Annotated in this window: 30 protein-coding genes; 14 read left to right on the top strand and 16 right to left on the bottom strand. The window is 60.0% G+C overall.

Translation table 11 applies throughout. The features are described 5' to 3' along the window. Positions 1–52 precede the first annotated feature (52 nt). The 3 genes from HYI44_RS25045 to HYI44_RS25035 all read left to right on the top strand — a co-directional run bounded on the left by HYI44_RS25045 (position 53) and on the right by HYI44_RS25035 (position 2,180). Positions 53–1,009 (top strand): LysR family transcriptional regulator, encoded by a 957-nt coding sequence (locus tag HYI44_RS25045; RefSeq protein WP_122839409.1) that lies wholly within the window; start codon positions 53–55, stop codon positions 1,007–1,009. A gap of 69 nt (positions 1,010–1,078) precedes the next feature. Beyond that, entirely contained in the window at positions 1,079–1,540 is a 462-nt protein-coding gene (locus HYI44_RS25040; RefSeq protein WP_225570778.1) for a MarR family winged helix-turn-helix transcriptional regulator, read from the top strand. A 220-nt stretch (positions 1,541–1,760) separates the two neighbouring features. Continuing rightward, complete coding sequence (locus HYI44_RS25035; protein ID WP_045060209.1) at positions 1,761–2,180, top strand: organic hydroperoxide resistance protein; 420 nt, start codon at positions 1,761–1,763, stop codon at positions 2,178–2,180. Positions 2,181–2,350: 170 nt separating this feature from the next. Here HYI44_RS25035 and HYI44_RS25030 read toward each other — a convergent pair whose 3' ends face one another. Both HYI44_RS25030 and earP read right to left on the bottom strand, forming a co-directional pair. After that, the gene (locus HYI44_RS25030) at positions 2,351–2,920 is read right to left on the bottom strand and encodes an elongation factor P (RefSeq protein WP_032626910.1); all 570 of its coding nucleotides are present in this window, start codon (positions 2,918–2,920) and stop codon (positions 2,351–2,353) included. 48 nt (positions 2,921–2,968) lie between these two features. Then, on the bottom strand, positions 2,969–4,111 hold the full coding sequence (gene earP / locus HYI44_RS25025) for an elongation factor P maturation arginine rhamnosyltransferase EarP (RefSeq protein ID WP_225570777.1): 1,143 nt from the start codon (positions 4,109–4,111) through the stop codon (positions 2,969–2,971). 124 nt (positions 4,112–4,235) lie between these two features. Between earP and HYI44_RS25020 the strand changes: the two genes are divergently transcribed. Together HYI44_RS25020 and HYI44_RS25015 are read left to right on the top strand one after the other, a co-directional pair. Next, positions 4,236–4,652: a hypothetical protein gene (locus tag HYI44_RS25020; RefSeq protein WP_225570776.1), complete on the top strand. Its 417-nt coding sequence runs from the start codon at positions 4,236–4,238 to the stop codon at positions 4,650–4,652. An 11-nt stretch (positions 4,653–4,663) separates the two neighbouring features. Then, positions 4,664–5,146 (top strand): elongation factor GreAB, encoded by a 483-nt coding sequence (locus tag HYI44_RS25015; RefSeq protein WP_045060238.1) that lies wholly within the window; start codon positions 4,664–4,666, stop codon positions 5,144–5,146. Between the two features lie 7 nt (positions 5,147–5,153). Here the strand turns inward: HYI44_RS25015 and cysB are convergent, their stop codons facing one another. From cysB to HYI44_RS24990, 5 genes are all read right to left on the bottom strand, one after another. Further along, the gene (gene cysB, locus HYI44_RS25010) at positions 5,154–6,128 is read right to left on the bottom strand and encodes an HTH-type transcriptional regulator CysB (protein ID WP_008148549.1); all 975 of its coding nucleotides are present in this window, start codon (positions 6,126–6,128) and stop codon (positions 5,154–5,156) included. 112 nt (positions 6,129–6,240) lie between these two features. Beyond that, entirely contained in the window at positions 6,241–6,744 is a 504-nt protein-coding gene (locus HYI44_RS25005) for a universal stress protein (RefSeq protein ID WP_045060206.1), read from the bottom strand. A 94-nt stretch (positions 6,745–6,838) separates the two neighbouring features. Beyond that, complete coding sequence (locus HYI44_RS25000) at positions 6,839–7,744, bottom strand: 5'-nucleotidase (RefSeq protein WP_045060205.1); 906 nt, start codon at positions 7,742–7,744, stop codon at positions 6,839–6,841. Between the two features lie 24 nt (positions 7,745–7,768). Further along, positions 7,769–8,725, bottom strand: a complete 957-nt coding sequence (locus HYI44_RS24995) for a putative 2-dehydropantoate 2-reductase (RefSeq protein ID WP_225570775.1) — start codon at positions 8,723–8,725, stop codon at positions 7,769–7,771. Further along, positions 8,722–9,108 carry a thioredoxin family protein gene (locus tag HYI44_RS24990; protein ID WP_225570774.1) on the bottom strand — a complete coding sequence of 129 codons (387 nt, stop codon included), beginning with the start codon at positions 9,106–9,108 and terminating at the stop codon, positions 8,722–8,724. The genes HYI44_RS24995 and HYI44_RS24990 overlap by 4 nt, the downstream gene beginning before the upstream one ends. Here HYI44_RS24990 and HYI44_RS24985 point away from each other — a divergent pair. Both HYI44_RS24985 and HYI44_RS24980 read left to right on the top strand, forming a co-directional pair. Then, positions 9,107–9,550, top strand: a complete 444-nt coding sequence (locus HYI44_RS24985) for a PilZ domain-containing protein (protein ID WP_045060202.1) — start codon at positions 9,107–9,109, stop codon at positions 9,548–9,550. The two genes, HYI44_RS24990 and HYI44_RS24985, sit on opposite strands and share 2 nt — an antisense overlap. Before the next feature lie 128 nt (positions 9,551–9,678). Further along, positions 9,679–10,755 carry a 3-deoxy-7-phosphoheptulonate synthase gene (locus HYI44_RS24980; RefSeq protein WP_122839312.1) on the top strand — a complete coding sequence of 359 codons (1,077 nt, stop codon included), beginning with the start codon at positions 9,679–9,681 and terminating at the stop codon, positions 10,753–10,755. Between the two features lie 74 nt (positions 10,756–10,829). Here HYI44_RS24980 and HYI44_RS24975 read toward each other — a convergent pair whose 3' ends face one another. Continuing rightward, entirely contained in the window at positions 10,830–11,117 is a 288-nt protein-coding gene (locus HYI44_RS24975) for a GNAT family N-acetyltransferase (RefSeq protein WP_020800382.1), read from the bottom strand. A 638-nt stretch (positions 11,118–11,755) separates the two neighbouring features. Here HYI44_RS24975 and oprI point away from each other — a divergent pair. Further along, a complete protein-coding gene (gene oprI, locus HYI44_RS24970; protein ID WP_003199355.1) occupies positions 11,756–12,007 on the top strand; it encodes an outer membrane lipoprotei OprI in 252 nt (83 codons plus the stop codon). 121 nt (positions 12,008–12,128) lie between these two features. Here oprI and HYI44_RS24965 read toward each other — a convergent pair whose 3' ends face one another. From HYI44_RS24965 to HYI44_RS24955, 3 genes are all read right to left on the bottom strand, one after another. Further along, positions 12,129–13,100 carry a L,D-transpeptidase family protein gene (locus HYI44_RS24965; protein WP_122839313.1) on the bottom strand — a complete coding sequence of 324 codons (972 nt, stop codon included), beginning with the start codon at positions 13,098–13,100 and terminating at the stop codon, positions 12,129–12,131. A gap of 240 nt (positions 13,101–13,340) precedes the next feature. After that, positions 13,341–13,634 carry a hypothetical protein gene (locus tag HYI44_RS24960; RefSeq protein WP_003226812.1) on the bottom strand — a complete coding sequence of 98 codons (294 nt, stop codon included), beginning with the start codon at positions 13,632–13,634 and terminating at the stop codon, positions 13,341–13,343. 56 nt (positions 13,635–13,690) lie between these two features. Continuing rightward, on the bottom strand, positions 13,691–14,296 hold the full coding sequence (locus tag HYI44_RS24955) for an arylesterase (protein ID WP_045060199.1): 606 nt from the start codon (positions 14,294–14,296) through the stop codon (positions 13,691–13,693). 10 nt (positions 14,297–14,306) lie between these two features. Here HYI44_RS24955 and HYI44_RS24950 point away from each other — a divergent pair, with 10 nt between their 5' ends. Together HYI44_RS24950 and HYI44_RS24945 are read left to right on the top strand one after the other, a co-directional pair. After that, on the top strand, positions 14,307–14,990 hold the full coding sequence (locus tag HYI44_RS24950) for an ABC transporter ATP-binding protein (RefSeq protein WP_028619977.1): 684 nt from the start codon (positions 14,307–14,309) through the stop codon (positions 14,988–14,990). Beyond that, the gene (locus tag HYI44_RS24945) at positions 14,990–17,494 is read left to right on the top strand and encodes an ABC transporter permease (RefSeq protein ID WP_122839314.1); all 2,505 of its coding nucleotides are present in this window, start codon (positions 14,990–14,992) and stop codon (positions 17,492–17,494) included. The genes HYI44_RS24950 and HYI44_RS24945 overlap by 1 nt, the downstream gene beginning before the upstream one ends. Positions 17,495–17,514: 20 nt before the next feature. Here the strand turns inward: HYI44_RS24945 and greB are convergent, their stop codons facing one another. Next, the gene (gene greB, locus HYI44_RS24940; protein ID WP_045060197.1) at positions 17,515–18,009 is read right to left on the bottom strand and encodes a transcription elongation factor GreB; all 495 of its coding nucleotides are present in this window, start codon (positions 18,007–18,009) and stop codon (positions 17,515–17,517) included. A 278-nt stretch (positions 18,010–18,287) separates the two neighbouring features. On the opposite strand from greB, the gene HYI44_RS24935 reads away from it, so the two are divergent. After that, the gene (locus HYI44_RS24935; protein WP_225570773.1) at positions 18,288–18,953 is read left to right on the top strand and encodes a GNAT family N-acetyltransferase; all 666 of its coding nucleotides are present in this window, start codon (positions 18,288–18,290) and stop codon (positions 18,951–18,953) included. 70 nt (positions 18,954–19,023) lie between these two features. Here the strand turns inward: HYI44_RS24935 and HYI44_RS24930 are convergent, their stop codons facing one another. The 3 genes from HYI44_RS24930 to HYI44_RS24920 all read right to left on the bottom strand — a co-directional run bounded on the left by HYI44_RS24930 (position 19,024) and on the right by HYI44_RS24920 (position 21,543). After that, positions 19,024–19,332, bottom strand: coding sequence for a class I SAM-dependent methyltransferase (locus tag HYI44_RS24930; RefSeq protein ID WP_122839316.1), 309 nt, complete (start codon positions 19,330–19,332; stop codon positions 19,024–19,026). Positions 19,333–19,581: 249 nt separating this feature from the next. Beyond that, entirely contained in the window at positions 19,582–20,016 is a 435-nt protein-coding gene (locus tag HYI44_RS24925; RefSeq protein WP_122839317.1) for a DoxX family protein, read from the bottom strand. A 105-nt stretch (positions 20,017–20,121) separates the two neighbouring features. Beyond that, entirely contained in the window at positions 20,122–21,543 is a 1,422-nt protein-coding gene (locus HYI44_RS24920; protein ID WP_225570772.1) for a transglycosylase SLT domain-containing protein, read from the bottom strand. Positions 21,544–21,766: 223 nt separating this feature from the next. On the opposite strand from HYI44_RS24920, the gene HYI44_RS24915 reads away from it, so the two are divergent. Beyond that, on the top strand, positions 21,767–22,579 hold the full coding sequence (locus HYI44_RS24915) for a TatD family hydrolase (protein ID WP_045060193.1): 813 nt from the start codon (positions 21,767–21,769) through the stop codon (positions 22,577–22,579). 142 nt (positions 22,580–22,721) lie between these two features. On the opposite strand, the gene HYI44_RS24910 is transcribed toward HYI44_RS24915, so the two are convergent. Next, positions 22,722–23,951, bottom strand: coding sequence for an acyl-CoA dehydrogenase (locus HYI44_RS24910; RefSeq protein WP_122839320.1), 1,230 nt, complete (start codon positions 23,949–23,951; stop codon positions 22,722–22,724). A gap of 175 nt (positions 23,952–24,126) precedes the next feature. Here HYI44_RS24910 and HYI44_RS24905 point away from each other — a divergent pair, with 175 nt between their 5' ends. Both HYI44_RS24905 and HYI44_RS24900 read left to right on the top strand, forming a co-directional pair. Next, a complete protein-coding gene (locus tag HYI44_RS24905) occupies positions 24,127–25,056 on the top strand; it encodes a LysR family transcriptional regulator (protein WP_122839321.1) in 930 nt (309 codons plus the stop codon). A 70-nt stretch (positions 25,057–25,126) separates the two neighbouring features. After that, a complete protein-coding gene (locus HYI44_RS24900) occupies positions 25,127–25,525 on the top strand; it encodes a MerR family transcriptional regulator (protein WP_122839322.1) in 399 nt (132 codons plus the stop codon). Positions 25,526–25,594 lie beyond the last annotated feature (69 nt).

The raw sequence follows: 25,594 nt of genomic DNA, 5'->3' as shown, positions 1-25,594 counted from the left end.
AAACGCATAGCAACGCACAATGGCTGTGCCAACTTCGCACAAGCGCATCGCCATGAACCCCAATCAGTTAACCGAGCAGCTTGCGCTGTTCCTCGACGTACTGGAAACCGGCAGTTTTTCTGCCGCTTCGCGTCGTTATCCGCTGACACCCTCCGCTGTCGCCCGGCGTATCGACAGCCTGGAAAACGCCGTGGGCAGCCAGCTGTTCATCCGCAGCACCCACGCGGTGCGGGCGACACCGGCAGGCCTGGCGTTCGCCGAGCGCGCGCGGCGGATCGTCGCCGAACTGCGCCTGGCCCGAGCCGAGGCGGTTTCCCTGAGCAGCGCACCGGAAGGCCTGATTCGTATTGACGCGCCTGCCGCGTTCGGGCGCCGACACCTGGCGCCAGTGATTGCCGACTTCCTGATGCTCTACCCGGGCCTCGATGTGCAACTGCACCTGATCGACAGTTTCGTCGACATGCAGGGCCTTAACCTGGGCAAGGTCGACCTCGTGCTGCGCGCCGGACAAATGGCCGACACCCGCCTCGTCGCCACACCTCTGGCGCGGATGGTTCGAATTGCGTGCGCGAGCCCAGCCTACCTGAAGCTCCGTGGCGTGCCGGCGGAACCGGCGCAGTTGATCGAGCATGATGGCCTGGACTGGGACGGCCTGGCGCCGCCCTTCGCCTGGCGCTTTGAACAGCACGGACAGATGCAACTGCACCGCCCGGCGCGCATCCGCATGAGCGCCAACAATGCCGAAGCACTGGTGTGCGGTGCGCTGGCGGGGCTGGGCATTGCCCATCTACCCACCTGGCTTGCCAGCGAATACCTGCTGCGCGGCGAACTGCAACCGTTGTTTTGTGACAACGGACTGCCGCCGCCGGAAAGCACCGGGATCTACGCATTGCGCCTGGAGCAGCAACCCAACCCACGCAGTCGCCTGCTGCTTGAGTACCTGAAGACCCGTTTCAGCCCGATCCCGCCTTGGGATCTGGTGCTGCAAAACACCTTGGGTCGTCACTGACCGCGAATTATCTGGCGCATTAAAGATTCGCCCACTAGATTGATGACGATGACTGATCAAGGCTTTGAAATGACTGACAAACGAAACACTCCGGAGAACTGTGACCACCTGCTGCTGGACAATCAAGTGTGTTTCGCCCTGCACTCCACGTCACTGATGATGACCAAGGTCTATAAACCGCTCCTGCAGGCGTTGGGCCTCACCTATCCGCAGTACCTGGCGATGCTGGTGTTGTGGGAGCGCGACGGCTTGACCGTGAGTGAAATCAGCGCCCGTCTGTTGACCGATCCCGGGTCACTGACGCCGCTGCTCAAGCGCCTCGAAGTCGAGGGTTTGCTCAGTCGTACCCGCAGCCGTGAGGATGAGCGGGTAGTGATTGTCGAGTTGACCGGGCCAGGCCGCGCATTGCGGGACAAGGCCCGCGATATTCCACAGTGCATCCTGGGGGCGAGTGGCCAGACCTTGCAGCAGTTGCAGAGGCTGCAGGCCGAGTTGCAAGCGCTGCGTAGTCATCTGCAGGACAGCCTCTGAAGGTGAGAGCGAACGCCTCTGAAGGTGAAGCCCATTGTGGGAGCAAAGCTTGCCCGCGATAGCGGTATAACATCCAACATTGATGTCGACGGGTACTGCGCTATCAGGCGCTTTAAAATTTGTCTTGCGCGCAAACTATTAGCGCGATACATTCATCTCGCACTTACTTGGCGCGCAAACATTTAGCGCGAAACATATCTGATCTGGCGAGGCCTACATCATGCAAACGCTCTACACCGCAATCGCAACTTCCACTGGCGGCCGTGATGGTCGTGCGGTTTCCAGCGACAACGTCCTCGACGTCAAGCTCGCCACGCCTAAAGAGCTGGGCGGTGCGGGTGGCGCAGCAACCAACCCCGAGCAGCTGTTCGCGGCCGGCTACTCCGCCTGCTTCATCGGCGCACTGAAATTCGTTGCCAGCCAGACCAAGCGCAGCATCCCCAACGATGCCTCGATCACGGCCCATGTCGGCATCGGCCAGATCCCCGGCGGTTTTGGCCTGGACATCGACCTGCACATCAGCCTGCCGGGTCTTGAACAAGCCGACGCGCAATCGCTGGTAGAGGCGGCTCACCAGGTGTGCCCTTACTCGAACGCCACCCGCGGCAACGTTGAAGTGCGCTTGCACGTCACGGTTTAAAAGCAAAAGATCGCAGCCTCGTTCCACTCGACAGCGCCTACAGGAAGAACCAGGAAGAACGTGATTCCCTTGTAGGAGCTGTCGAGTTAAACGAGGCTGCGATCCTGTGATTTTGCAGGCACAAAAAAGCCCGACTCAATGGTCGGGCTTTTTCATTCCTGAAGCTGTGCTTATTTAGCACGGCCTTTGTAGGAACCGCCTTCGCGGGTGTCGATCTCGATGCGGTCACCGATTTCGATGAAGTCAGCCACTTGCAGCTCGGTACCGTTGCTCAGCTTGGCAGGCTTCATCACCTTGCCGGAAGTGTCGCCACGAGCCGAACCTTCGGTGTAGTCAACTACGCGCACGATAGTGGTCGGCAGCTCTACGGAAACCAGACGCTCTTCGAAGAAGATCGCTTCGCAAACATCGGTCATGCCTTCTTCAACGAAAGGCAGAACGGCTTCGATGTCTTCAGCGTTCAGCTCGTACATGGTGTAGTCGGTGGTGTCCATGAACGTGTAGGTGTCGCCGCTGATGAAGGACAGGGTCGCTTCTTTGCGGTCGAGGATTACGTCGTCCAGTTTGTCGTCGGCGCTGTAAACGATCTCGGTCTTGTAACCGGTCAGCAGGTTTTTCAGCTTGGTCTTCATGATCGCGCTGTTACGACCGGATTTGGTGAATTCAGCTTTCTGAACCAGCCAAGGATCGTTTTCGAGACGGATCACGGTACCGGGTTTCAGTTCTTTACCAGTTTTCATTGCGAATATCCGAATTTGGATGGGATTTACAAAAATCTAGGCCGCGTATCATATCCAATTTACATAAAACTGTACCAGCGCCGCGGCAAGATCATCCTGCAAGGCCTGTTCCAGACACCACGCCTCGGCGTGTTGCTGCAGTTCTGGCGAGTGTTTACGGGTGGCCAGCCAGTGATCGGTCATTGTTACACCGGTATTCCAGGCTCGCCATAGACCGCTGATCGCCTCGCTGGCCGGCCGCGTCAGGCCTTTGGTGTACAGCGTGAGGAAGGCTTCGAGCTTGTCCAGGTGAATATCTTCGTCCTGCCGATAGATGTGCCACAGCAGCGGGCGCCCGGCCCATTGGGCACGCACGAACGAGTCCTCGCCGCGCACCGCATTAAAATCGCAGCTCCACAGCAACAGGTCGTATTGATCCTGTCGGACGAATGGCAGCACCTGCACGGTCAAACCGTCGCGAACGTGCACGTCCCCCGCCGCGAGCCCCTCGACCCCAAGCCAGCGCTCGACGTCGCCGAGGATCCGCCCTTCCGGCACCAGCATGTGCGAAGGCGTGGAATCGCTCGCCAGGCAATCAAGCCAGCTGGCCAACCCGGCATTCTCATAGGCGAACAGCGAAATCAACTGGCTGCCAGGGACGCGATCGACGCCCAGGCCCTGGAGGAATTCGCGCTGCGCTGAAGCATCCTGCTGGAACTTGCGCCGTCGCTCGAGCAAGCCACGCTCGCGCAGCAAGCCGCCCGTGTCCTGGCGGAAACCGGGGAAGAAAAAGTACTTCTGTACGTGTCGGTATTTGACCGACGGCAAGCCGTGACAACCCACCACCCAGTCTTCGGCGCTCAGGTAATCCAGGTTCAGCCACAGCGGTGGTTGTGCCCGCGCGGCCATGGCGTCCATATAGGACGCCGGCAATTGGCAGGCAAATGCGGCGATGACCACATCAGCGGCATCAACCGGCAGCCATTCCACCAGCCATTGTCGCACCTCGACGCCCTGCTGCCATTGCTGCGCCAGCTGAGTGTCGATCTCCGGGCACAGGCGCTCGAAGGCGCGCAGGTCGTCGACCCACAGGCGCACTCGCACCGAGCGCTCGGCCACCAGTTGCCGGGCCAGCCGCCAGGTCACCCCGATGTCGCCAAAATTGTCGACCACGGTACAGAAAATATCCCAGCGGGGGTTCGTTTCAGGCATTCCAGGCTCCCGTTGGCAAAGGTAGCGATTGTCCGCATAAATTACCCCGCGCAGAAGAGCCGACGGCGATTAATCTTCATGCGACAATCGCCCTTCGCTTGCAACCACCCGCCAGGAGGCCGCCATGCCCTACCGCCCCAACCCGCGCCGCCCACTTGCCGTACGACTCAATGTGCTGCAACTGAGTGCCAGCATCGCCCTGGGCCTGTGGCTTGGGTTCATGGCGATTGCCCTGACTTGCTGGCTCGCCTCACGCCTTTTGTTCAGCGAGCAGTTGGCGCCCGTGGCCACGGCGGTGGAGCAACTGGCCAGGCCGCCCGTTCCAGCCCAGGCGCAACCACGACCTGACATTGCGCCGCAGAGTCCACTGTTCGAACAATACGAAGAAAACCTGCGCAAGAACGAGCAGCAGCAGCGACTGGATCAGGCCCGAGGCAGCAGCCGCAACCTGGCCAATCCGAAGTGCCAGTTCTGGCTGCAACAGGACCAGAACGCACCGAGTGAAAAGAGTCGCGCCAACGTCCAGCAATTTTGCGATTGATGAAGCCAGCCATGCACAAGAAGACCGTCCACCAACTCATACTCGACAAGCTGCGCATTGATCTCGACATCGCCGAGCGCGCGGCGCAGACCGCCTATGAGACCGCGACTCACGAAGAGAACATCGCCGAGAACAAGTACGACACCCTGGGCCTGGAAGCGTCCTACCTGGCAGCCGGCCAGGCCAGGCGTGTGGAGGAGATCAGACAGTCACTGACTCTTTGCCAGAACCTGGCCCTGCGCCCCTACGACGAGCAACGCGGCATCGAAGTCGGTGCGCTGCTGGGGCTGGAAGACGAAAAGGGTCGCGAACAATGGCTGTTCCTCGCACCCGACGCGGCGGGGTTGAAGATCGATATGGTGGGGCAGATCATCACCGTCATCACCCCCCGCTCGCCCCTGGGCAAAAGTCTGCTGGGCAAGTTCGAAGGGGACGAGGTAGACATTCTGGTGGCGGGAACCCGGCAACAGTTTGCTGTTACCGAGGTGATCTAGACCGGGATCAATGCACCGGCAATTCGACTCCGTCGAACAGCTCTTCGAGCTCCTGCTTGTTATGGCACTGGATGGCCTTGGCCATGACTTCGCGGGTCAGGTGCGGCGCGAATTTCTCGATGAAGTCGCACATGAAACCGCGCAGGAAAGTACCGCGACGGAAGCCGATCTTGGTGATGCTGGACTCGAACAAATCGCTGGCATCGAGCATCACCAGGTCACTGTCGAGCTTGGCGTCAACGGCCATCTTCGCCACGATGCCCACGCCCAGGCCAAGCCGCACGTAGGTCTTGATCACATCAGCATCGGCGGCGGTGAACACCACTTTAGGTGTCAGGCCACGGTGACTGAAGGCCTCGTCGAGCTTGGAGCGACCGGTGAAACCGAACACATAAGTCACGATCGGGTATTCGGCCAGCGCTTCGAGGGTCAGCTTCGACAGCTTGGTCAACGGGTGGCCCTGGGGCACTACAACGCAGCGATTCCAGCGGTAGCATGGCATCATTACCAGGTCGCCGAAAAGCTCCAGCGCTTCGGTGGCAATGGCAAAATCCACTGTGCCGTCGGCGGCCATTTCGGCGATCTGCATCGGCGAACCCTGATGCATGTGCAGGGCCACATCGGGGTATTGCTTGATGAAGTTGCTGATCACCGGCGGCAATGCGTAGCGCGCCTGGGTGTGGGTGGTGGCGATCGACAGGGTGCCCTTTTTCTCGTTGGAGAATTCCTGGGCGATCTGCTTGATGCTTTCGACCTTGCGCAGAATTTCGCCTGCGGTGGTGATGATGCGCTCGCCTGCCGGGGTAACGCGGGTCAGGTGCTTGCCGCTGCGGGCGAAGACCTCGACGCCCAATTCGTCCTCCAGCAGTCGGATCTGCTTACTGATGCCCGGTTGCGAGGTGTAAAGGCTTTGGGCTGTAGCTGAAACGTTGAGGTCGTGGTGCGCCACTTCCCAGATGTAGCGCAATTGTTGAAGCTTCATATGAATCCCTCAAAGCAGGTAGACGCCACGGGCATCAGCGACGGTATATAACTATATTAATGGTTTGAAGAATAAATCTAGAACTTTTTATCAGTTCGCCACTATTCGTGTTCTAGCGATCTCCCAGGCGCCGACGCTCAACCAGCGGTACCAGGTAGACCGGCACCCTCGCCAGTTGCAACACCCGTGCAGCGGTGCGGCCCAAAGGTGTTTCCGCGCCGGCCCCGTGGCTGTGACTACCTACGATCAGCAAATCCACAGAGAGTTTCTGCGCCTGGTCAAGAATCACCTGTGAGGGATCTCCCTGGATCACCCGCACCGCCTGGATCCGCGCCAGGTCCTGGTCCCCCTCCTCACCCAGCTCCTCGCGAAAGCTGTCGAGCACCCGCTGCTCGATGTTGGCAATCACCGTATTCAGGCCCTGGCTGTGGAAATCGTTCAACGCCTGCTCATCAAGGTAGCTCTGCAATACCGACTCGGCGAACAGCCCCATCGGCTCCACCGCATGCACCACATACAACTGCGCATCAAATGTCCGGGCCAGCGCCAGGGCATGCTGCATCACCAACGGTGCGTAAAGGCCGAGGTCAGTGGCATACAGCATCGAACGAATCATATGACCTCCTCGTGTGCCAACATGGCGGAGATGGGTTGAGCTTAGCAGTGCCTTGGCGAGTACGGCGGCCGGTGTAACGCATTGAACGGCGGGCTTAAACCTTTTGCTCGTTGCTTATGCCATGGGGCACATGACCGGTCGCAACCACTTCACGGGCCAACTCGCAGTGCCCGGCCTGATCGTCGAAAAATACATCGGCAGCGAACGCTTCGAGAAAAGCCGACTTGGTCAGGCCGCCAAGGAACAGCGACTCATCGAGACGGATATCCCATTCGCGCAATGTGCGGATCACCCGTTCATGGGCCGGCGCCGAACGTGCCGTCACCAGGGCGGTGCGGATCGGACAGGCGTCGTCTGGAAATTCACGCTGCAACAAATTGAGTGCCGCGAGGAAGCCCTTGAACGGTCCACCCCGCAACGGTTCCCGGGCCGACTCCCGCTCGCTGGCCTGAAAGGCTTCCAGGCCACCGGCCTGGTAAACCCGCTCGGATTCATCGGAAAACAGCACCGCGTCACCGTCGAAGGCAATCCGCAATTCTTCGCTGGCCGCCCGGCTGGCACCACCGGAGAGGATGGTCGCCGCAGCGAAACCGGCGTCCAGGGCACTGCGCACGTCTTCGGCATGGGTCGACAGGAACAGGTCACAGCCGAAGGCCTTGAGGTAGGGGTACGGACTGCGCCCGCCGACAAATGCTGCGCGCGAGATCGCCAGGCCGTAGTGGTGGATGGAGTTGAACACCCGCAGCCCGGTGTCGGCACTGTTGCGCGACACCAGGATCACCTCGACCCGGGCACGGCCCAGGCTGTTGTTGAGGTTGAGCAGTTTCTGCACCAAGGGAAATGCATCGCCCGGTTCGAGGATTTCGTCCTCGTGCTCGATCTGATATTGGCGGTAGGCCTCAACGCCACTGGACAGGTACACCTTGTGGCTTTCGCTCAGGTCGAACAGCGCTCGCGAGGAAATCGCCAGCACCAGCTTGTCATCGATAGTCTTTGCCATACCTTCCCTCACTGAATGACCGACTCAGGCAGGACGTCGATCGATGAAAGCCAAGCTGCGGAACAGGGCTTCGATTCGCGGCATTTCGCATCCCGCGGCTTTCGCGGCTGCCAGGGGCCGGGCGTAGATCGCCTCCAGCTCCAGTGGCCGCCCGTGCAGATGATCGTGATACATGCTCGGCCAGTAATCGGGCATCTTTTCGGTCATCATGAACAGATGCTCGGCGTATCCGGCGGGCACCTGATAACCGCAGGCGGTGGCGCCCTGCACCACTTCGGCCATCAACGCCTTGATCAGTTCCCGGCTATTGGTATCGGCCATCAAGGGCACAGTGCTCGCGCGCAACAGCACCGAGAGTCCGTTGTAGGGGATATTCCAGACCAGTTTCTGCCAGCGTGCCTGATGCAGATTTGCCATGGCCTGGGAGTCGATGCCGGCGAAGTGGAACAGTCCGGCGCCTTCTTCGACTATTGCCTGGCGCGCCGGCAGGTCGGCGGCAGGACCGCTGTGGTAACCGACATGCACTGCGCCAAGGGCCTGATGAGTAATAACCCCGGGCGCCTCGCGATGAACACAGATGTAACAGAGACCTGCGAGCACGTGCAGCGAATCAGGCAGCGATTCGCGCAGACTGTCTTCGACGCCCAGGCCATTTTGCAACAGCAGCACCTTGGCGTCAGGCGCGCCAGCGCGAACGATGGTGGAAGCCAGCTCGGCGTTACTGGTGGTTTTCGTCCCCACCAGCAACCAGTCGCAGGGCGGCATGTCGTCGACCGAGGAACAGGCTTGCACCGGGAAAACGTTTACTGTCCCATGCTGCGCACTGTCCACTTGCAGGCCACGTTCGGCAACGGCGTGGAACTCGCTGCGCACCAGGAAATGCACATCGAAGCCGGCATGCGCCAGCATCGCCCCGTAAAATCCACCGATCGCCCCGGTGCCGATAATGCCGATTGTCGGCTTCGCTGCCGCCCCCATCATGGCAATTCCTCTGCTGTTCGTGTCAGCGCCTTAGTCAGCGCCTCATTGAGTTCAGTAGTCTCAAGGCGCGAATTCAGTGCCCCGAAGAATTCACCGTCACGCACGACAAACAGTGCTGGCAAGTGAAAGACCTGGTAACGCTCGACCACGCCACCGTTGCTGCCGGCATCAATCCAGCACAGTCGTTCGACCGCCAGCGCCTGCCCCGGCAAGCGTGCCCTGGCATATCGGCAACTGGCGCAGCCGACACTGGTGAAAACCACCAGCGAAACGCCTCTCAGCGCCAGCAGCCGTTGGTCGGCATCGAAATCGGTCAATTCTAATTCGACCACTATACTGGGGGAAACGCTGTCAGATGACCGACACATGGAGTCTGTGTTCATGGGACGTTTTCTTCCTCACCCTGACGATGTGCCCGTTGAATTAACGTTGCTCAAACATGAATGCATATCGCGACAACGGCTGCACACTATCAGCCTCGGCGGCATGGCTTGCAATTATCACCGCGCCTGGCGCCACGGCACGGCGCTTGAAGTGCGCATGCCGACCCTCAACCCGGACCTGCGCTACCTGGGCTATGTAGCCTGGTGCCTGCGCCGCAAGCGCGGGTATCTGGTAGGCATAGCCTTTGTCGACGAGCAGATGCTCTTCAGCGCGAGAATGGGCGAGCAGATTTGCCAGATCGAACGCTATTGCCGCCTGCATGAACCGCACAGCGAGCGCCAGGACAATCAGGCGCTGGCGCTTGAATGGGTGCAGCAGCATGCCGATGAGTTCTCCCACGACACGGTGAGCAAGGCTTTTGCGCAGCCTGTGCTGGATTAAACCCACTTCTGCCCATTGTCGAGCCACGGTGTAACGCGCTAAGGTTCCGCTCCCCGACGCGCTTAATTTGCTGTGCTCCGCCGCGCGGGTTCGCTGGCGGCCGGCACCCGTGACCTGACGAGTAAACGATGGCTGATTTACCGATCAACGACCTAAACGTCGCCTCCAACGAGACGCTGATCACTCCTGACCAGCTCAAGCGTGATATTCCCCTGAGCGACGCTGCCTTGCGCACCGTCACCAAGGGTCGCGAAGTCATTCGCAACATTCTTGATGGCACCGATCACCGCCTGTTCGTCGTTATCGGGCCTTGCTCGATCCACGATATCAAGGCCGCCCACGAATACGCCGAGCGCCTCAAGGTACTGGCCGCCGAAGTGTCCGATACCTTGTATCTGGTCATGCGAGTGTATTTCGAGAAGCCACGTACCACCGTTGGCTGGAAGGGCCTGATCAACGATCCGTATCTGGATGACTCCTTCAAGATTCAGGACGGTCTGCATATCGGTCGTCAATTGCTGCTGGACCTGGCCGAGATGGGCCTGCCCACCGCCACCGAAGCCCTTGACCCGATCTCCCCGCAGTATCTGCAGGACCTGATCAGCTGGTCGGCCATCGGAGCGCGCACCACCGAATCCCAGACTCACCGTGAAATGGCTTCCGGCCTGTCCTCGGCTGTCGGCTTCAAGAACGGCACCGACGGCGGCCTGACCGTTGCGATCAACGCCCTGCAGTCGGTTTCCAGCCCGCACCGTTTCCTGGGCATCAATCAGGAAGGTGGCGTGTCGATCGTCACCACCAAGGGCAATGCCTACGGTCACGTGGTACTGCGCGGCGGCAACGGCAAACCGAACTACGATTCGGTTAGCGTCGCGCTCTGTGAGCAGGCACTGAACAAGGCGAAGATCAAGCCGAACATCATGGTCGACTGCAGCCACGCCAACTCCAACAAGGACCCGGCCCTGCAACCGCTGGTGATGGAGAACGTCGCCAACCAGATCCTCGAAGGCAACCAGTCGATCATCGGCCTGATGGTCGAGAGTCACCTGAACTGGGGTTGCCAGTCCATTCCGAAGGATCTGGCCGACCTGCAATACGGCGTGTCGATCACCGACGCCTGCATCGACTGGTCTGCCACCGAGACCACCTTGCGCAGCATGCATGCCAAGCTCAAGGACGTACTGCCGAAACGCGCTCGCAACTGAGCACGGCCAGGCGGGTCAGTAAAAGCCACGCATAAAAAAACGCCGGGTCAGCCCGGCGTTTTTTTGCGTTGCGTTTACTGGCTCAGCTTGGCGGCATGGCGCTGGTGACGCTCCATGTAGCGCTCCACATAGGAGCACGATGGAATGACCGTGTAGCCCATTTCCTCGGCGTACTGCAGCGCCTGCTCGGTCAACGCGGCGGCAATACCGCGACCACGCAACGCGTTGGGTACGAAGGTACGATATATATCCAGGGTCTGTTTACCCAGGTCCATATAGGTCAGGTAGGCACGATGACCGTCCACATTGGTCTCGAACTGATGACCAGCCTGGTCATGGTGGATGGACAACGCCTCGCTCATCACTACTCCTCGCGGGTCTTGAATTTTGACCCCTACCTTACCGATGTTTTTCCGGCGAAGGAACATCTACGCCACCCCGTGCCTGAACGGACACCGAGAAGAGCTGCACCAATCTCGCGCAACCGGGCACGTACAAATAGTAGGCACCATTGGCAAAAATGCTCAAGGTACGCTCGTCATTACGCAGATTGGCGGGTGCTGCTCCGGAGGAGACGCAGGGACTTGAAGACCGGGGATTCCCGCAGCCGATTACCTGAACATTGCCGGATGTTGAGACTTAAGACGAGCGCCCGTTGTTAAAGTCACCTCAACTAGCAGAAAGATAAGCGAAGCACTGCACAAATCCCGAACAAAAGTGTAGACGAAATCATTTAGACAGACTTTACCCTAGACCGCAAAAACAGCGCTGCGGATCGGGAACTTTTTCCGGGGGGCTCGCTCAGATCGGGGCTTGCAGCTGGATATTTTTTATACAACGCAGTTAAAAGTTGCTCGAAAAAGAATCAACGCCTACAATTTTTTTTGCTTCTTGCTACACGTCAGTTTACTTACTACAAGTAATGGGTAGTATGTACGCCGGCTATTTCCTCACTCTGAGGAGACAGCTACTTAATAGAAAGTCCTTGAAGGGGAACACGATGAACAACGTTCTGAAATTCTCTGCTCTGGCCCTGGCCGCAGTTCTGGCTACCGGTTGCAGCAGCGCATCGAAAGAAACCGAAGCACGTCTGACTGCTACCGAAGACGCAGCAGCTCGCTCCCAGGCTCGTGCAGACGAAGCTTACCGTAAAGCTGATGAAGCTCTGGCTGCTGCTCAAAAAGCACAACAGACTGCTGACGAAGCTAACGAGCGCGCTCTGCGCATGCTCGACAAAGCTAGCCGCAAGTAATAATCCCTCGGGATTGTTATCAAGCCGACCCATTTTTGGGTCGGCTTTTTTATTGCCCGGATTTCTGCGGGCAATAAAAAACCCGTCGACGCGATTCACGTCGACGGGCTTTTGCACAGGCCTACTGCTGCAGGTCGACAGGTGAGCTGGTCACCATCGGCGCCGCACCGTTGGGTATGGCAATCTCCACTGGCAAGCCATCTTCGGCTGCGACCACATCACGCACCACATCCCAGTTCATACGCAGGTTGTTGGTGATGTCCTCACGCTTGAGCATCGCGTTGATCACCGCCGTGTGCTTGTCGACCACCGACGGGTTGCCATTGTCGTCGAGCGGCGTGTGCGCCTCAAGGTAGACCTTGCCGCCACTCACGCCGAACTTGTACGGGTCGTTGATGATACGCACCGAGGTACCCACCGGGACCATGCTCGCCATTTCCAGCACGTTATTGTTAAACATGCGGAAACAGCCATGGCTGGTGCGCATGCCGATACCGAATTTCTTGTTCGAGCCATGGATCAGGTAGCCCGGGGTACCCAGGTTGAACTTGAACGGCCCCAGCGGGTTGTCCGGACCGGCCGGTACGACGTTGGGCAGCGGATCGCCATCGGCGAGGTGTTCGGCCTTGATCGACGCAGGCGGCGTCCAGGTCGGATTGTGTGTCTTGGCGGTGATGGTGGTATGCGCAATCGGCGAGCCCCAGCCTTCACGGCCAATGCCCAGCGGGAAGGTGTACACCACGTCCCGGCCTTTGGGGTAGTAATAAAGGCGGTACTCGGCGAGGTTGATCACGATGCCTTCACGCGGCCCCGGGGGCAGGATGAAGCGCGTTGGCAGAATGATTTCGGTGCCCACGCCAGGCAGCCAGGCGTCGACGCCCGGGTTGGCGGCGACCATTTCCGAATAGCCCAGGTCGTAGGTAGTGCCAAGGTCGGCGAAGGTATCTTCGTACTTGGCCTTGATCACTTGCACCTGGCCAATGATGTCTTCACCGGGTGGCGGAAGAGGCAACTCCAAGGCTGCCACGGGGCCTGCGGCACAGAGCGCGGCAAGAGTCAGGCAGCGGGTGACGGCGGGAAAACGCGGCAACATCCGGAAAATCCTTCGCATGATCGACAAGGTATAAGAACGCGATTGTACACTGGCGCTTCGGTATTCGGGGAGACGCACCGATAGAGCGCGCATTGGCTGGGGGGCTTGGCGGGTGGGGGGTTCGGTTTATCTCGAAACCCCTGCTAACGAATTCGGCCTGAGGTCAGGGTGTCCTTGAGGTCCGGTGGAGCTGGGCAGTTGAGGGAGCTGTAGGAGCTGTCGAGTGAAACGAGGCAGCTCCTACAGCTCAAACCGCAACTCCGGCCAGATCGGCGAAGTCCCGCGTTTCTGCGATTCCAGAATCGCACGACACAACGAACACAAGCGCTGGTCCTGAAACACCCGACGATCCACACTCGACCAGCGTGGCTGCGCCGGCAGGAGGCTGCCGCAGAGGGTCCGGTCTGCCGAGCCGCCCAGTTCAAGCTGTCGGGTCACCAGATGCACACGCACTTCCTGGCAGGCGAACAGATCCAGCTGCTCGTCAGGCTCGATCAGTTGATAGGCGAAAAGTGACCAGGCGGGACGCGGCATCGGGGGCTCCAAATCGGGGGCGCCACCTTAGCCGAAACGCAGCCAGTAGAAAAGCGTCAAAGCAGCGGTTTCAGTGTCGGCCAGACATTTTCCAGCAACTTGCCCTGAGCCCCTGCAGCCGGGTGCAGGCCGTCGCTTTGCATCAGGTCCGGATGCCCACCCACCCCCTCCAGAAAAAAGGGTACCAGCGGGATTTTTTTCTCGTCGGCCACGGTGCTGTAGACCTCGGCAAAAGCCTTGGTGTAGCGAGCACCATAATTGGGCGGCAATTGCATACCCAGCAGCAACACTTTTGCTCCGCTGGCGCGCGAGCTGTCGATCATCGACGCAAGATTTTGTTGCAATTGAGTTGGGAGCATCCCGCGCAAGCCATCATTGCCACCCAACTCGAGGATCACCAACTCCGGCTTATGCTCTGCAAGCAGCGCCGGCAGGCGCGCCTGGCCCCCGGCACTGGTGTCGCCACTGATGGACGCGTTGACCACCTTATCGTCGAAACCTTCGCGCTTGAGCCGCTGCTCAAGCAAAGACACCCAGCCTAAGCGGGTATCCAGGCCGAAACCCGCGCTGATACTATCGCCAACGATCAGGACTGTACCCGCCGCTGCGTTCTGGGCCATGCACATCAAGGCCAGGCCAGCACTCAAAAACCACACTCGCATCGGATTCTCCATGGGCGCAAGCATTCTCACCGCGAAGAACCTCAGCAAAGTGGTACCCAGCGCGGAAGGTGAACTGACTATCCTGCACGAACTCAGCCTGGAACTGAACAAGGGTGATAGCCTGGCTATCGTCGGCGCCTCCGGATCAGGCAAATCCACCCTCCTCGGTTTGCTCGCCGGCCTCGACCTGCCCAGCAGCGGCGAAGTCACACTGGCCGGCCAGGCCCTGAGTAATCTTGACGAAGACCAGCGCGCGCGCATCCGGGCCGAGCACGTCGGTTTCGTGTTCCAGTCGTTCCAGCTGCTCGACAGTCTCAACGCCCTGGAAAACGTCATGCTGCCGCTGGAGCTGGACGGTCGCAAGGACGCCCGCGAACGGGCCACGCAGTTGTTGCAGCGGGTAGGCCTGGGCCAGCGCCTGACCCATTCTCCGCGCCAGCTCTCTGGTGGCGAACAGCAACGCGTGGCAATTGCCCGCGCGTTCGCAGCCGAGCCCGACGTGCTGTTTGCCGACGAGCCCACGGGCAACCTCGACAGCCACACGGGCGAGCGCATCAGCGACCTGCTGTTCGAACTCAACAAAGAGCGCGGCACCACGCTGGTGCTGGTGACTCACGACGAACGCCTGGCACACCGGTGCCGGCGCCTGATCCGCCTTGAAGCCGGCCTGCTGGTCGCCCCTCTGGAGCCTTGATGGCACGCCTGCCGCTATTGCGCCTGTTCAGCCTTGCCCTGCGCCAACTGCTGCGCGACGCCCGCGCCGGTGAGCTGCGGGTGTTGTTCTTCGCCTTGCTGGTCGCCGTGGCGGCGAGCACGGCCATTGGTTACTTCGGCGCCCGCCTGAACGGCGCCATGTTGCTGCGGGCCACCGAGTTCCTCGGCGCCGACCTGCTGCTCGAAGGCAGCTCGCCAGCGCGACCGGAACAGATCACCAGCGGCGTCGAGCTGGGACTCGAACACGCCCAGGTGGTCGAGTTCTCCAGCGTGATCGCCACCGACAACGGGATCCAGCTGTCGAGCATCAAGGCGGCAGATGACGTCTACCCATTACGCGGCGAACTGAAAAGCGCGGCAGCGCCCTTTGCCCCGGAGGAGCCAGGTGGTGGTCCGAAACCCGGCGAAGCCTGGGTCGAAGCGCGGCTGCTGACGGCCCTGGACCTGAAAATGGGCGACAGCATCGACGTCGGCATGAAGACGCTGAAGCTCGCCAGGGTGCTGACCTATGAACCCGATCGGGCGGGGAATTTCTACAGCCTGACGCCACGGGTCTTGATCAACCTCAGCGACCTGGCGGCCACGGGCGTGGTCCAGCCCGGCAGCCGGGTCAGTTATCGGGAACTCTGGCGCGGCAAGGCCGAGGCACTGGAAAGCTATCGACAAGCGATCAAGCCCGGCCTGGCGCCGAATCAGAGGCTGCAGGATGCCCGCGATGGCAATCGGCAAATCGGTGGTGCGCTGGGCAAGGCCGAGCGCTACCTGAACATGGCCAGCCTGGTCGCCGTGCTGTTGTCCGGAGTCGCAGTGGCCCTGTCGGCCACGCGCTTCGCCACTCGCCGCTTCGATGCCAGCGCACTGCTGCGCTGCCTGGGCCTGTCACGCCGGGAAACCCTGCTGCTGTTCAGCGTGCAGCTGACTGTGCTGGGTTTGCTGGCGAGTATCAGCGGCGCGGTGATCGGTTGGGCGGCGCAGCTCGGGTTGTTTGCGTTACTGCATGACCTGCTGCCCACCGATGTCCCGCCTGGCGGCCTGTTCCCGGCCATCGCCGGGATCGGCACCGGGCTGGTGGCGTTGGCCGGCTTTGCCCTGCCGCCCCTGGCGGCGTTGGGGCGGGTGCCGCCGCTGCGCGTGTTGCGTCGAGACATGCTGCCCATACCGTCCAGCACCTGGATGGTCTATGGCGCGGCCTTGGGGGCACTGGGGCTGATCATGTGGCGCCTGAGCCTGGACCTGGTGCTGACCTTCGCCCTGCTCGGCGGCGGCGTCATTGCCGCGCTGGTCCTGGGCGGCTTGCTGTTGCTGCTGCTCAAAAGCCTGCGGCGCATGCTGGCACGCGCTTCCCTGCCCTGGCGCCTGGGGTTGGGCCAGTTGCTGCGCCACCCCCTGGCCGCTGCGGGGCAGTCCCTGGCGTTCGGTCTGATCTTGCTGTCCATGGCGTTGATCGCCCTGTTGCGCGGCGAGTTACTCGATACCTGGCAGAACCAGCTGCCGAAAAATGCCCCCAACTATTTTGCGCTGAACATTTTGCCGGCAGACAAGCAGGCATTCACCGACCGCCTGATCGAACTCTCGGCACAGGCAGCGCCCTTGTACCCAGTGGTGCCCGGAAGGCTGATCAGTATCAATGGCGAACCGGTGCAGCAAATCGTCAGCAAGGATTCAGCCGGAGATCGGGCCATCCAGCGCGACCTGAGCCTGACCTGGGCGGCCGACCTGCCAGCGGGCAACAAGCTCACCGCCGGCAACTGGTGGACTGAACAGACACCCGACGAGATTCCCGGAGTGTCGGTGGAGGGCAAGGTTGCCGACAGCCTGAAGCTCAAGCTGGGCGATCACATGGTTTTCACCGTTGGCGGGGTCAATCGCGAAGCGAAAGTCACCAGCTTGCGTGACATCAACTGGGACAACTTCCAGCCCAATTTCTTCATGATCTTCCAGCCCGGCACCCTGAAGGACCTGCCGGCCACCTACCTGACCAGCTTCTACCTGGCCGCCGGGCATGATCAGCAGATCGTCGATCTGTCCCGAAGCTTTCCGGCAGTGACCATCCTGCAAGTCGAAGCCCTGCTGGAACAACTGCGCAGCATCCTCGCCCAGGTCACCCTGGCAGTGGAGTACGTCCTGCTGTTCGTCCTGGCGGCTGGCATGGCGGTGCTGTTTTCCGGATTGCAGGCAACGCTGGATGAACGCATTCGCCAGGGCGCCCTGCTACGTGCGCTGGGCGCGGAACGGAAGCTGTTGGTCAAGGCCCGGCGGATCGAGTTCGGTCTGCTGGGGGCCGTGAGTGGCCTGCTCGCGGCACTGGGCTCGGAACTGGTCAGCCTGGTGCTGTACCGCTATGCATTCGACCTGCCGTGGCAGCCGCATCCATGGCTGCTGGTAATGCCATTGATCGGTGCCGTGCTGATTGGCGGCGCGGGCGTATTCGGGACCCGTCGGGCCCTGAACGCCAGCCCGCTGACCGTGTTGCGCGAGGGTTGATCGACGCCTGGGCGGTCGCCCTACCCTGGGCGATCGTTTGGCGTTTGCCCGTAGGAGATGGCGTTGATCCACCACAACGTTTCGCCCCCCGGGGTCTGCACCACCGCCTCGTCACCCACTTCCTTTTTCAGCAATGCGCGCGCCATCGGTGAATCGATCGAGATGTAATCGTTGCGCCCGTAGATTTCGTCATACCCCACCACGCGAAATTTCTTGATGTCCCCGGCCTCGTTTTCAATCTCGACCCAGGCACCGAAAAACACCCTTCCCTCCTGCTCCGGCGAGTACTCGACCACCCGCACATCCTCCAGCCGCTTGCGCAGGTAGCGCACCCTGCGATCAATTTCGCGCAGCAGCTTCTTGTTGTACTGGTAATCGGCATTCTCACTGCGGTCGCCCAGGGAGGCGGCCCAGGTGACCTTGCGAGTCGTGTCCGGACGCTTCTCCCGCCACAGGTAATCGAGCTCCTGTTTCAGGGCGTCATGCCCTTCCTTTGTGATGATGTTGGTACTCAAGTCGAGGGCCTCCTTGGGGCAAGTTGCGAATGGATGTCACTGAAAAAAATTTTCCCCACTATCCAGGCTGGCGGGAAATGAACGTCTGACAACTCAGATAGTTAGCTGCGAGTACTCAACTGACTCTACGGAACGTCTGTCGGATATCGCTAGTTTTATGACGCTTTGCCGGGCAAACGCAAAATACCTTGCTAACATCCTGTTACAAAGGCCAATAAATTGGCAGTTGGAAGTCACGCAAATTCCCTTTCATAAACAAGATCCATTGGGAGGACGGCATGATCGTGCAGCAGCTGCTTGAGAAAAGCCAAACGAAGATTCGAAAGATCGGGTTGTCCAGCGCGAGTCATCAGCTCTTTTTGAAGACGGTCAACGCCTTCATGCTGTTCAAGATACTGCGCGGGGTCACGCTGCAGAAAGTCGACCCGGCGTTCCTCGACTACCCATCGCACTTCAAGCCGATGTTCCTCAGTGAACAGATGATGCGCCACTACGCGCGCGATCCAGTCAATGAGATGCCCGAGAGCTTTATCGAAGAATCCCTGGCCAAGGGCGATCAATGCTTCGGCATCTTCGATGGCGCGGTATTGGCTTCTTATGGCTGGTATTCGCGCAAACCGACGCACATCGACCCGCCAGAACTGTTCCTGCACTTCAGCCCCTCTTACATCTACATGTACAAGGGCTTCACCCATCACGACTATCGAGGCCAGCGCCTGCACGCCATAGGCATGAACCTTGCGCTCAGGCACTACCTGGAGGAGGGTTACAAAGGACTGGTCTCTTATGTGGAGTCGAGCAACTTCGATTCGTTGAAGTCCATTTACCGCCTGGGCTACCTGAACGTCGGCTCGATCTACCTGATCCGTCTGTTCGGTAACTACCAGAGCTTTGCCAGCAAAGGCTGTGAAGCTTTTGAGTTGGCCCTTAAGACGCTCGTCTGATTGATTCGCGCGAATACCGACGCCAGCGCCAGCCGCTGGCACGCGCCGTCAATCGACAAAATGGTGACATTCAGCGTCGTGTAATCAGGCCCTGGCGGGCCACGCGGATCAATTGGCTGATCATTTCGCTGGCCCCTTCAACAGTCGGTGACTGAATCACCGCCAAGTCGAAGCTGTCGCTGGCGAAACGCGCCAGGGACTCACCGTCTTCGACGAACTGGATAAGGAAGGCCGCAGGACCACCCGTGCGGCGAGGCCAGCCATCGAGATAACGCAGGAGCGTTGGCTGATGTTTGCCGCCAAGCAGGATTTTGGGATTGCGCTGGGTGAGGTGTGCCGTGATCGGCGCGGGGCGTACAACGGGGCTTAGTGCATTCATCGTATCGTGTCTCTGCCTCAAAGGTCTGCATGGCAGGTGAGAGGCAACACCGAACCAGCGCTTTAGCGGAATTTCGAAGCCTGTTTCCGAGCTTCTGTCGGTAACTGATCGAGTCACCTGGCGCCCCGCAAGTAGCTGTTTAAATCGGCGCATGAGCAGCATCCTAGAGAAGCCGACACGGCAGTGTCAAGAATTGCGAGCAACAAAAAAGGCCCGCTTGATGCGGGCCTTTTTATTGATCCAGAGCGGTTAGCCGGCGATGGCGCGGTCTGCCGACAGCTTGCCGGCGCCTTCGATCAACACCGCGATGGAGCCACCGAGCAGGGCCAGGGCAAATTCGTAACCGTTGTTGGCCATGAACAGGCCGTTGCTGATGTGCACGCTGAAGATGGCAACCAGCGACAGAAACGTCAGGCCCAATGCCGCCGGGCGCACCAACAGGCCGATGATCAATGCCAGGCCGCCAAAAAACTCGGTGCCTCCGGCCAGCGTCGCCATCACATAGCCAGGCGTCAGGCCCAGGCTTTCCATGTACTGCGCAGTGCCGGCCAAACCGTAACCGCCAAACGCACCAAAAAGCTTCTGCGCGCCATGGGCGGCAAAGATGATGCCGACGAAAATCCGCAGGACAGTCAAGCCGTAGCCGGCGCGGGTAAACAGGACCTTGTTGATCAGTGTGCTCATGCTGTGTCATCCATTCTTGGTTTGAGTGTTGGTTGGCCGCTATATTAATCGGTTATTCTTATGTTAAAAGCGTAAATAACTCACCATAACAATCAGTTTAGTAGATCATTTCCGTGTGACAACCTGTTGCCCCTGAGCCTCCAGCGACTCTCGCTCCCGATCGAACGCCAGGTAATACTTGTTCACGCTATTAACATAGCCGACCGGCCCCATTCCAACCTGCTCCATGGCAATGCGCTCAACCTGGAAAAACCACTGATTGGGGTTCAAGCCTCGACGTCGTGCCTCGGCGCGCATGCCCTGGACCCGCTCCGGCCCAATGTTGTAAGCGGCCAGCACAAACGCCATGCGCTCACGCTCATTGAGCTTGGGGCTGGCAAAGAAATTGCGGCGAATCATCGCCAGGTACTTGGCCCCGGCCTGAACATTGGCATCCAGTTCCTGAATGTTATTGACGCCTACCCGTTGCGCCGCCGCAGGGGTGATCTGCATCAGCCCGGTCGGGGCACCGCCGCTGCGGGCACTGGGTTGCAGCCCGGATTCCTTGAATGCCAGCGCCGCCAGATTCAGCCAGTCCATGCCTTGGGCCGCCGCGTGCTTCTGCAGCACCGGACGCAGCTTTTCCAGGCGCTGACGATTGGCCTTGGCCAAGGGATAGTGCACTTGATACAGGCGACGGTAGATGCGCAGGAAGGCCACATCCTGGTCCGAGGGTTTCTTATAGGTGAGTAGAAAGCGGTCGATGCTGGCCCGCAGCATTGAAGCATCGCGCCGCACGAACCAGAACTCTTCTCCTGGCTCACTGATCAGCACCTTCCGGTCGAGGCGCAACTTGGGCAGAATCTTGCCCCAGCGCTCGGCAATCGGTTGTTCGACTATCGTCAGGTGGAAAATGCCGCCCTGGACCATTTCCAGTACATCCTCGACCGCGAGGCTGGGGTCGACCCACTCGACGTTCACCGGCGGCAATTTATGCAGCGCCAGTCTCTGATTGATCTGGCTGACCGCATCCCCGGCAGCGCTGCCCGTTGGCAGGGCCAGGGTCTTGCCGGACAACTGCTCCAGGCGGGTGTAACTCCGCTCGCCCTTGATCCCGACCAACACCAACGGAATATTGCTGGCAATGGGTTGACTGGTGCTGATGGCGTGGCCGGGCTGCAGGTCGAGCAGTTCCCCTGGCGCCACCAAGTCACCCTCCCCGCGCTGCAATGCGCCGATGAGCTGGTCTTTGCCTTTAGGGATTATCTTGAGGGTGATTTCCTGACCGTCACGGGCGTGACCGTTGAGGTATTGCTCAAAGGCGCGCAGGCGGTGGTATTCGACGCCGATCGCCTGGCCTTCGACTTCCCCGGAGCTGTTGCGACTTTGGTTGACCAGCACCCGCAGCACACGGCTGCTGCGGATTTCCACCAGGTCACGGACCTTCGCGGCGGGTACGGCTTGCAGCGGGCCGGCCAGACGCGCAAGCGCCGGCATCGGCAGTAGCAACGATAAACACAGCAACAGCAACACCGAGGGACGGGTCATCCACTCTCCGGAAAGAATACTGGGCCGATTTCAAGGAGTGAGTGAAATCGAACGTCAGAAACAGCGCTGACAAGGCGCGAGAAACTGGCTTCATGCGGGTCAACTGACCAGCACGACCTGCCTCGCGGGATCAAGAGACAGCTACAACTGATTGTAGTTCTTGGCTTTTCTTATAAATCTGCAGCTCTGATATGCTTTCCGGCCTTTGGTCCGAGGTAGCACCATGCAACTCATCGATATCGGCGTCAACCTGACCAACCCCAGTTTTGCCGACAAGCACCAGGCGGTACTCGACCGTGCGTACGCCGCCGGCGTGTGCCAACTGGTCCTTACCGGCACCAGTGTCGAAGGCAGCGAACAGGCCTTGGAGCTGTGCCAGCAGCTGGACGACAGCAATCAGCGACTGTTTGCCACTGCCGGCATCCACCCGCATTCCGCCAGCGACTGGAACGCCGATAGCGCCCGGCGCCTGCGCAGTTTGCTCAAGGAACCCAACGTGGTCGCCGTGGGCGAATGCGGGCTGGACTTCAATCGCGACTTCTCGCCGCGCCCGCAACAGGAGAAGGTGCTGGAGGAGCACCTGGCAATGGCGGTCGAACTGCAATTGCCGGTGTTCCTGCACGAGCGCGATGCCAGCCAGCGCCTGCTGGACATCTTGCGCGACTATCGGGATCAGTTGCCGGCTGCCGTGGTGCATTGTTTTACCGGAGAGAAAAAGGCCCTGTTCAGCTACCTCGACCTGGACTTGCACATCGGCATTACCGGATGGATCTGCGACGAGCGCCGGGGCACGCACCTGCACCCACTGGTAAAGGAGATCAAACGCGGTCGATTGATGCTGGAGAGCGATGCGCCGTACCTGTTGCCCCGCAGCTTGCGGCCCAAGCCGAAAAATGGCCGTAACGAACCGGCGTATCTGACGGAGGTGTTGCGTGAGGTGGCATTGCATCGGGGGGAAAGCGAGGAAGACCTGGCAGCACACACCACCGCGTGCGCCCGGACGTTCTACGGGCTGCCCGAGGTGGATACTCACTGAACTCGCCCTCTGTAGGAGCGAGCTTGATCGCGATGAACTCAGAGGCGCCGCGTTAATCCAGCATTAACGCGTCATCGTTGACGATCATCGCGAGCAAGCTCGCTCGTACAGTGAATCTCGTGGGTCGGTGCTACACGTTTGTTCAGTGACCGCTGCGCAGCATTTCCTTCGGCACATACTTGCCGATCTCGAACTTGCCAATGGCGGCGCGGTGCACTTCGTCCGGGCCATCGGCCAGGCGCAAGGTGCGTTGCATCGCGTACATGTAGGCCAGCGGGAAATCGTTGGAAACCCCGGCGCCGCCGTGAATCTGAATCGCGCGGTCGATCACGCGCAAGGCCACGTTGGGTGCAACGACCTTGATCTGCGCGATCTCGCTCCTGGCCACCTTGTTACCGACAGTGTCCATCATGTACGCGGCCTTCAAGGTCAGCAGACGCGCCATGTCGATTTCCATACGCGAGTCGGCGATCTTGTCGATGTTACCGCCCAGGCGCGCCAGTGGCTTGCCGAACGCGGTACGGCTCACTGAACGTTTGCACATCAATTCCAGCGCACGTTCGGCCATGCCGATAGAACGCATGCAGTGGTGAATCCGCCCCGGGCCAAGTCGACCCTGGGCGATTTCAAACCCGCGGCCCTCGCCCAACAGGACGTTTTCAAACGGCACCCGGACATTTTCAAACAGCACTTCGGCGTGACCATGCGGTGCATCGTCGTAACCAAACACCGGCAGCGGACGCAGGATCTTCACGCCAGGGGTATCCACCGGTACCAGGATCATCGAGTGCTGGGCATGCCGCGGTGCGTCTGGATTGCTCAGGCCCATGAAGATCAGGATTTTGCAGCGCGGATCACAGGCGCCGGAGGTCCACCACTTTTTGCCATTGATGACCCACTCATCGCCGTCACGCACGGCGCGGGCGGCCATATTGGTAGCGTCGGAGGACGCCACGTCGGGTTCGGTCATGGCGAAGGCTGACCGAATTTCGCCACGCAACAGGGGCTCGAGCCAGCGCTGCTTCTGCTCTTCGTTGGCGTAACGCACCAGCACTTCCATGTTGCCGGTGTCTGGAGCCGAGCAGTTGAAGGGCTCAGGGCCTAGCAAGGAGCGACCCATGATTTCCGCTAGCGGCGCGTATTCCAGGTTGGTCAGGCCGGCCCCCAGCTCGGACTCGGGTAGAAACAGATTCCACAAGCCCTCGGCCTTGGCCTTGAGTTTGAGTTCTTCCATGATCGCGGTCGGCTGCCAGCGATCGCCTTCGGCGACCTGACGCTCGAACACGGCTTCAGCGGGATAAACGTAGGTGTCCATGAACGCGGTCACGCGCTCACGCAGTTCTTGCACCTTGGGCGAATAAGCGAAATCCATGGGCAGCTCTACCTTTTAACGGGGGTTTTAATGAGTTGTTCAGGTCATGGATTTGATGCTAGAACAGTGACGAAAATTTACCTAGCCTATTCTCGGCGTGTATTAACATTCATCACCGATATATGATCCACTGATCGCCAAGGCCACCGAGCCCACACAATAAGAGTGCAGCGCCATGAATCTGAGCAAGGTCGACCTCAACCTTTTCATCGTCTTTGACGCGATCTACACCGAAGCCAACCTGACTCGCGCCGGACAGATCGTTGGCATCACCCAGCCGGCGGTGTCGAACGCCCTCGCCCGCCTGCGCGAGACATTCAACGACCCGTTGTTCGTGCGCACCGCCCAGGGCATGGTTCCGACGCCCATGGCGCAGAACATCATCGGGCCGGTGCGCAATGCGCTCTCGCTGCTGCGTGTATCCGTTCAGGAAAGCCGCATATTCAACCCGCTGCAGGCAGTCAAGACGTATCGCATCAGCATGACCGACCTCACCGAGGCGGTGATCCTGCCCCCGCTGTTTCAGCGCCTGCGTCGCCTGGCGCCGACCGTGATCATCGAGAGCTTTCTGTCCAAGCGTCGCGAGACCACCAAGGAACTGGCGGCCGGGCGTCTCGACTTCGCCGTCGATGCCCCGCTCAATACCGATCCCCAGGTACGCCATGTCAAGTTGATGGAGGACCGCTACGTGTGCGCCATGCGCAAGGGGCATCCGCTGGCGAACAAGGAAAAATTCAGCCTCGATGACTACTTGTCGCTGACCCACATTCATATCTCCAGCCGCCGCAGTGGCCTGGGCCATGTCGACCTGGCGCTGGGCAAGATGGGCATCCAGCGCAAGATCGCCCTGCGCTCGCAGCATTACCTGATGGCGTCGCAAGTGCTGCAGCAGACGGACATGGTCATGACCGTGCCCGAGCGCTTTGCCCGTCGCAACGATCTGCATGCCTTCAGTTTGCCGGTCAACGATGTGCCCCCGGTGGAGACCCACCTTTACTGGCACGAAAGCACTGACCAGGACCCGGCCAACCGCTGGATGCGCGAGCAGATGATCGAGTTGTGCCAGCAGGTGACGGCACATGAGAAGAAACTGGATAAGGTGTAGGGCGCTGGCCCTTGACGTAAACGTCAACCTGCCTTTAGCTTAGCGCCATGATCCTTTTTCGAGCGCGCCCATGAGCAGCCTGACCTACAGCATCTCCGACCTCGCCCGCGAGCTGGACATTACCACCCGGGCGATCCGCTTCTATGAGGAGCAAGGCCTGCTCAGCCCCGAGCGACGCGGCCAGGAACGCATCTACTCGCCCCGGGACAAGGTCAGCCTGAAGCTGATCTTGCGCGGCAAGCGCATCGGTTTTTCACTGGCCGAATGCCGCGAACTGATCGAACTCTACGACCCTGCCGGCGGCAACCAGAAACAGTTGCAGACCATGTTGAACAAGATTGCCGAGCGTCGTGATCAACTGGAACAGCAGATGCTCGACATCGAGCAGATGAAGCTGGAACTGGACACGGCGCAGGAGCGCTGCACCCAGGCCCTGGAACAGACGATCAAGAGCCAGCAAACTCAATAATCCCACCCATCTCCCCCTGCAGGAGCAAGCTTGCTCGCGATGGAATCAAGGTCAACGCGTTTAATCAGG

Origin of the sequence: Pseudomonas sp. Y24-6 (genome assembly GCF_020295325.1) — a bacterium.
GTDB lineage: Bacteria > Pseudomonadota > Gammaproteobacteria > Pseudomonadales > Pseudomonadaceae > Aquipseudomonas > Aquipseudomonas gregormendelii.
The sequence above is the reverse complement of the archived record's forward strand: the minus strand, read 5'-3'. Positions and strand labels throughout refer to the sequence as shown.

What these genes read in the sequence shown, in the direction of transcription:
- HYI44_RS24960 (WP_003226812.1), bottom strand. Translation starts at nt 13,634, where the DNA reads ATGCCGCGTCCCGCCTGGTCACTTTTCGCCTATCAACTGATCGAGCCT.
- HYI44_RS24955 (WP_045060199.1), bottom strand. Translation starts at nt 14,296, where the DNA reads ATGCGAGTGTGGTTTTTGAGTGCTGGCCTGGCCTTGATGTGCATGGCC.
- HYI44_RS25035 (WP_045060209.1), top strand. Translation starts at nt 1,761, where the DNA reads ATGCAAACGCTCTACACCGCAATCGCAACTTCCACTGGCGGCCGTGAT.
- HYI44_RS25005 (WP_045060206.1), bottom strand. Translation starts at nt 6,744, where the DNA reads ATGATTCGTTCGATGCTGTATGCCACTGACCTCGGCCTTTACGCACCG.
- HYI44_RS24990 (WP_225570774.1), bottom strand. Translation starts at nt 9,108, where the DNA reads ATGAACACAGACTCCATGTGTCGGTCATCTGACAGCGTTTCCCCCAGT.
- HYI44_RS24930 (WP_122839316.1), bottom strand. Translation starts at nt 19,332, where the DNA reads ATGAATGCACTAAGCCCCGTTGTACGCCCCGCGCCGATCACGGCACAC.
- oprI (WP_003199355.1), top strand. Translation starts at nt 11,756, where the DNA reads ATGAACAACGTTCTGAAATTCTCTGCTCTGGCCCTGGCCGCAGTTCTG.
- HYI44_RS24950 (WP_028619977.1), top strand. Translation starts at nt 14,307, where the DNA reads ATGGGCGCAAGCATTCTCACCGCGAAGAACCTCAGCAAAGTGGTACCC.
- HYI44_RS25030 (WP_032626910.1), bottom strand. Translation starts at nt 2,920, where the DNA reads ATGAAAACTGGTAAAGAACTGAAACCCGGTACCGTGATCCGTCTCGAA.
- HYI44_RS24985 (WP_045060202.1), top strand. Translation starts at nt 9,107, where the DNA reads ATGGGACGTTTTCTTCCTCACCCTGACGATGTGCCCGTTGAATTAACG.
- cysB (WP_008148549.1), bottom strand. Translation starts at nt 6,128, where the DNA reads ATGAAGCTTCAACAATTGCGCTACATCTGGGAAGTGGCGCACCACGAC.
- HYI44_RS25000 (WP_045060205.1), bottom strand. Translation starts at nt 7,744, where the DNA reads ATGGCAAAGACTATCGATGACAAGCTGGTGCTGGCGATTTCCTCGCGA.
- HYI44_RS24915 (WP_045060193.1), top strand. Translation starts at nt 21,767, where the DNA reads ATGCAACTCATCGATATCGGCGTCAACCTGACCAACCCCAGTTTTGCC.
- HYI44_RS24925 (WP_122839317.1), bottom strand. Translation starts at nt 20,016, where the DNA reads ATGAGCACACTGATCAACAAGGTCCTGTTTACCCGCGCCGGCTACGGC.
- HYI44_RS24900 (WP_122839322.1), top strand. Translation starts at nt 25,127, where the DNA reads ATGAGCAGCCTGACCTACAGCATCTCCGACCTCGCCCGCGAGCTGGAC.
- HYI44_RS25045 (WP_122839409.1), top strand. Translation starts at nt 53, where the DNA reads ATGAACCCCAATCAGTTAACCGAGCAGCTTGCGCTGTTCCTCGACGTA.
- HYI44_RS24995 (WP_225570775.1), bottom strand. Translation starts at nt 8,725, where the DNA reads ATGATGGGGGCGGCAGCGAAGCCGACAATCGGCATTATCGGCACCGGG.
- HYI44_RS24980 (WP_122839312.1), top strand. Translation starts at nt 9,679, where the DNA reads ATGGCTGATTTACCGATCAACGACCTAAACGTCGCCTCCAACGAGACG.
- HYI44_RS24920 (WP_225570772.1), bottom strand. Translation starts at nt 21,543, where the DNA reads ATGACCCGTCCCTCGGTGTTGCTGTTGCTGTGTTTATCGTTGCTACTG.
- HYI44_RS24965 (WP_122839313.1), bottom strand. Translation starts at nt 13,100, where the DNA reads ATGTTGCCGCGTTTTCCCGCCGTCACCCGCTGCCTGACTCTTGCCGCG.
- HYI44_RS24975 (WP_020800382.1), bottom strand. Translation starts at nt 11,117, where the DNA reads ATGAGCGAGGCGTTGTCCATCCACCATGACCAGGCTGGTCATCAGTTC.
- HYI44_RS24905 (WP_122839321.1), top strand. Translation starts at nt 24,127, where the DNA reads ATGAATCTGAGCAAGGTCGACCTCAACCTTTTCATCGTCTTTGACGCG.
- HYI44_RS24910 (WP_122839320.1), bottom strand. Translation starts at nt 23,951, where the DNA reads ATGGATTTCGCTTATTCGCCCAAGGTGCAAGAACTGCGTGAGCGCGTG.
- HYI44_RS24935 (WP_225570773.1), top strand. Translation starts at nt 18,288, where the DNA reads ATGATCGTGCAGCAGCTGCTTGAGAAAAGCCAAACGAAGATTCGAAAG.
- HYI44_RS24945 (WP_122839314.1), top strand. Translation starts at nt 14,990, where the DNA reads ATGGCACGCCTGCCGCTATTGCGCCTGTTCAGCCTTGCCCTGCGCCAA.
- earP (WP_225570777.1), bottom strand. Translation starts at nt 4,111, where the DNA reads ATGCCTGAAACGAACCCCCGCTGGGATATTTTCTGTACCGTGGTCGAC.
- HYI44_RS25020 (WP_225570776.1), top strand. Translation starts at nt 4,236, where the DNA reads ATGCCCTACCGCCCCAACCCGCGCCGCCCACTTGCCGTACGACTCAAT.
- HYI44_RS25040 (WP_225570778.1), top strand. Translation starts at nt 1,079, where the DNA reads ATGACTGACAAACGAAACACTCCGGAGAACTGTGACCACCTGCTGCTG.
- HYI44_RS25015 (WP_045060238.1), top strand. Translation starts at nt 4,664, where the DNA reads ATGCACAAGAAGACCGTCCACCAACTCATACTCGACAAGCTGCGCATT.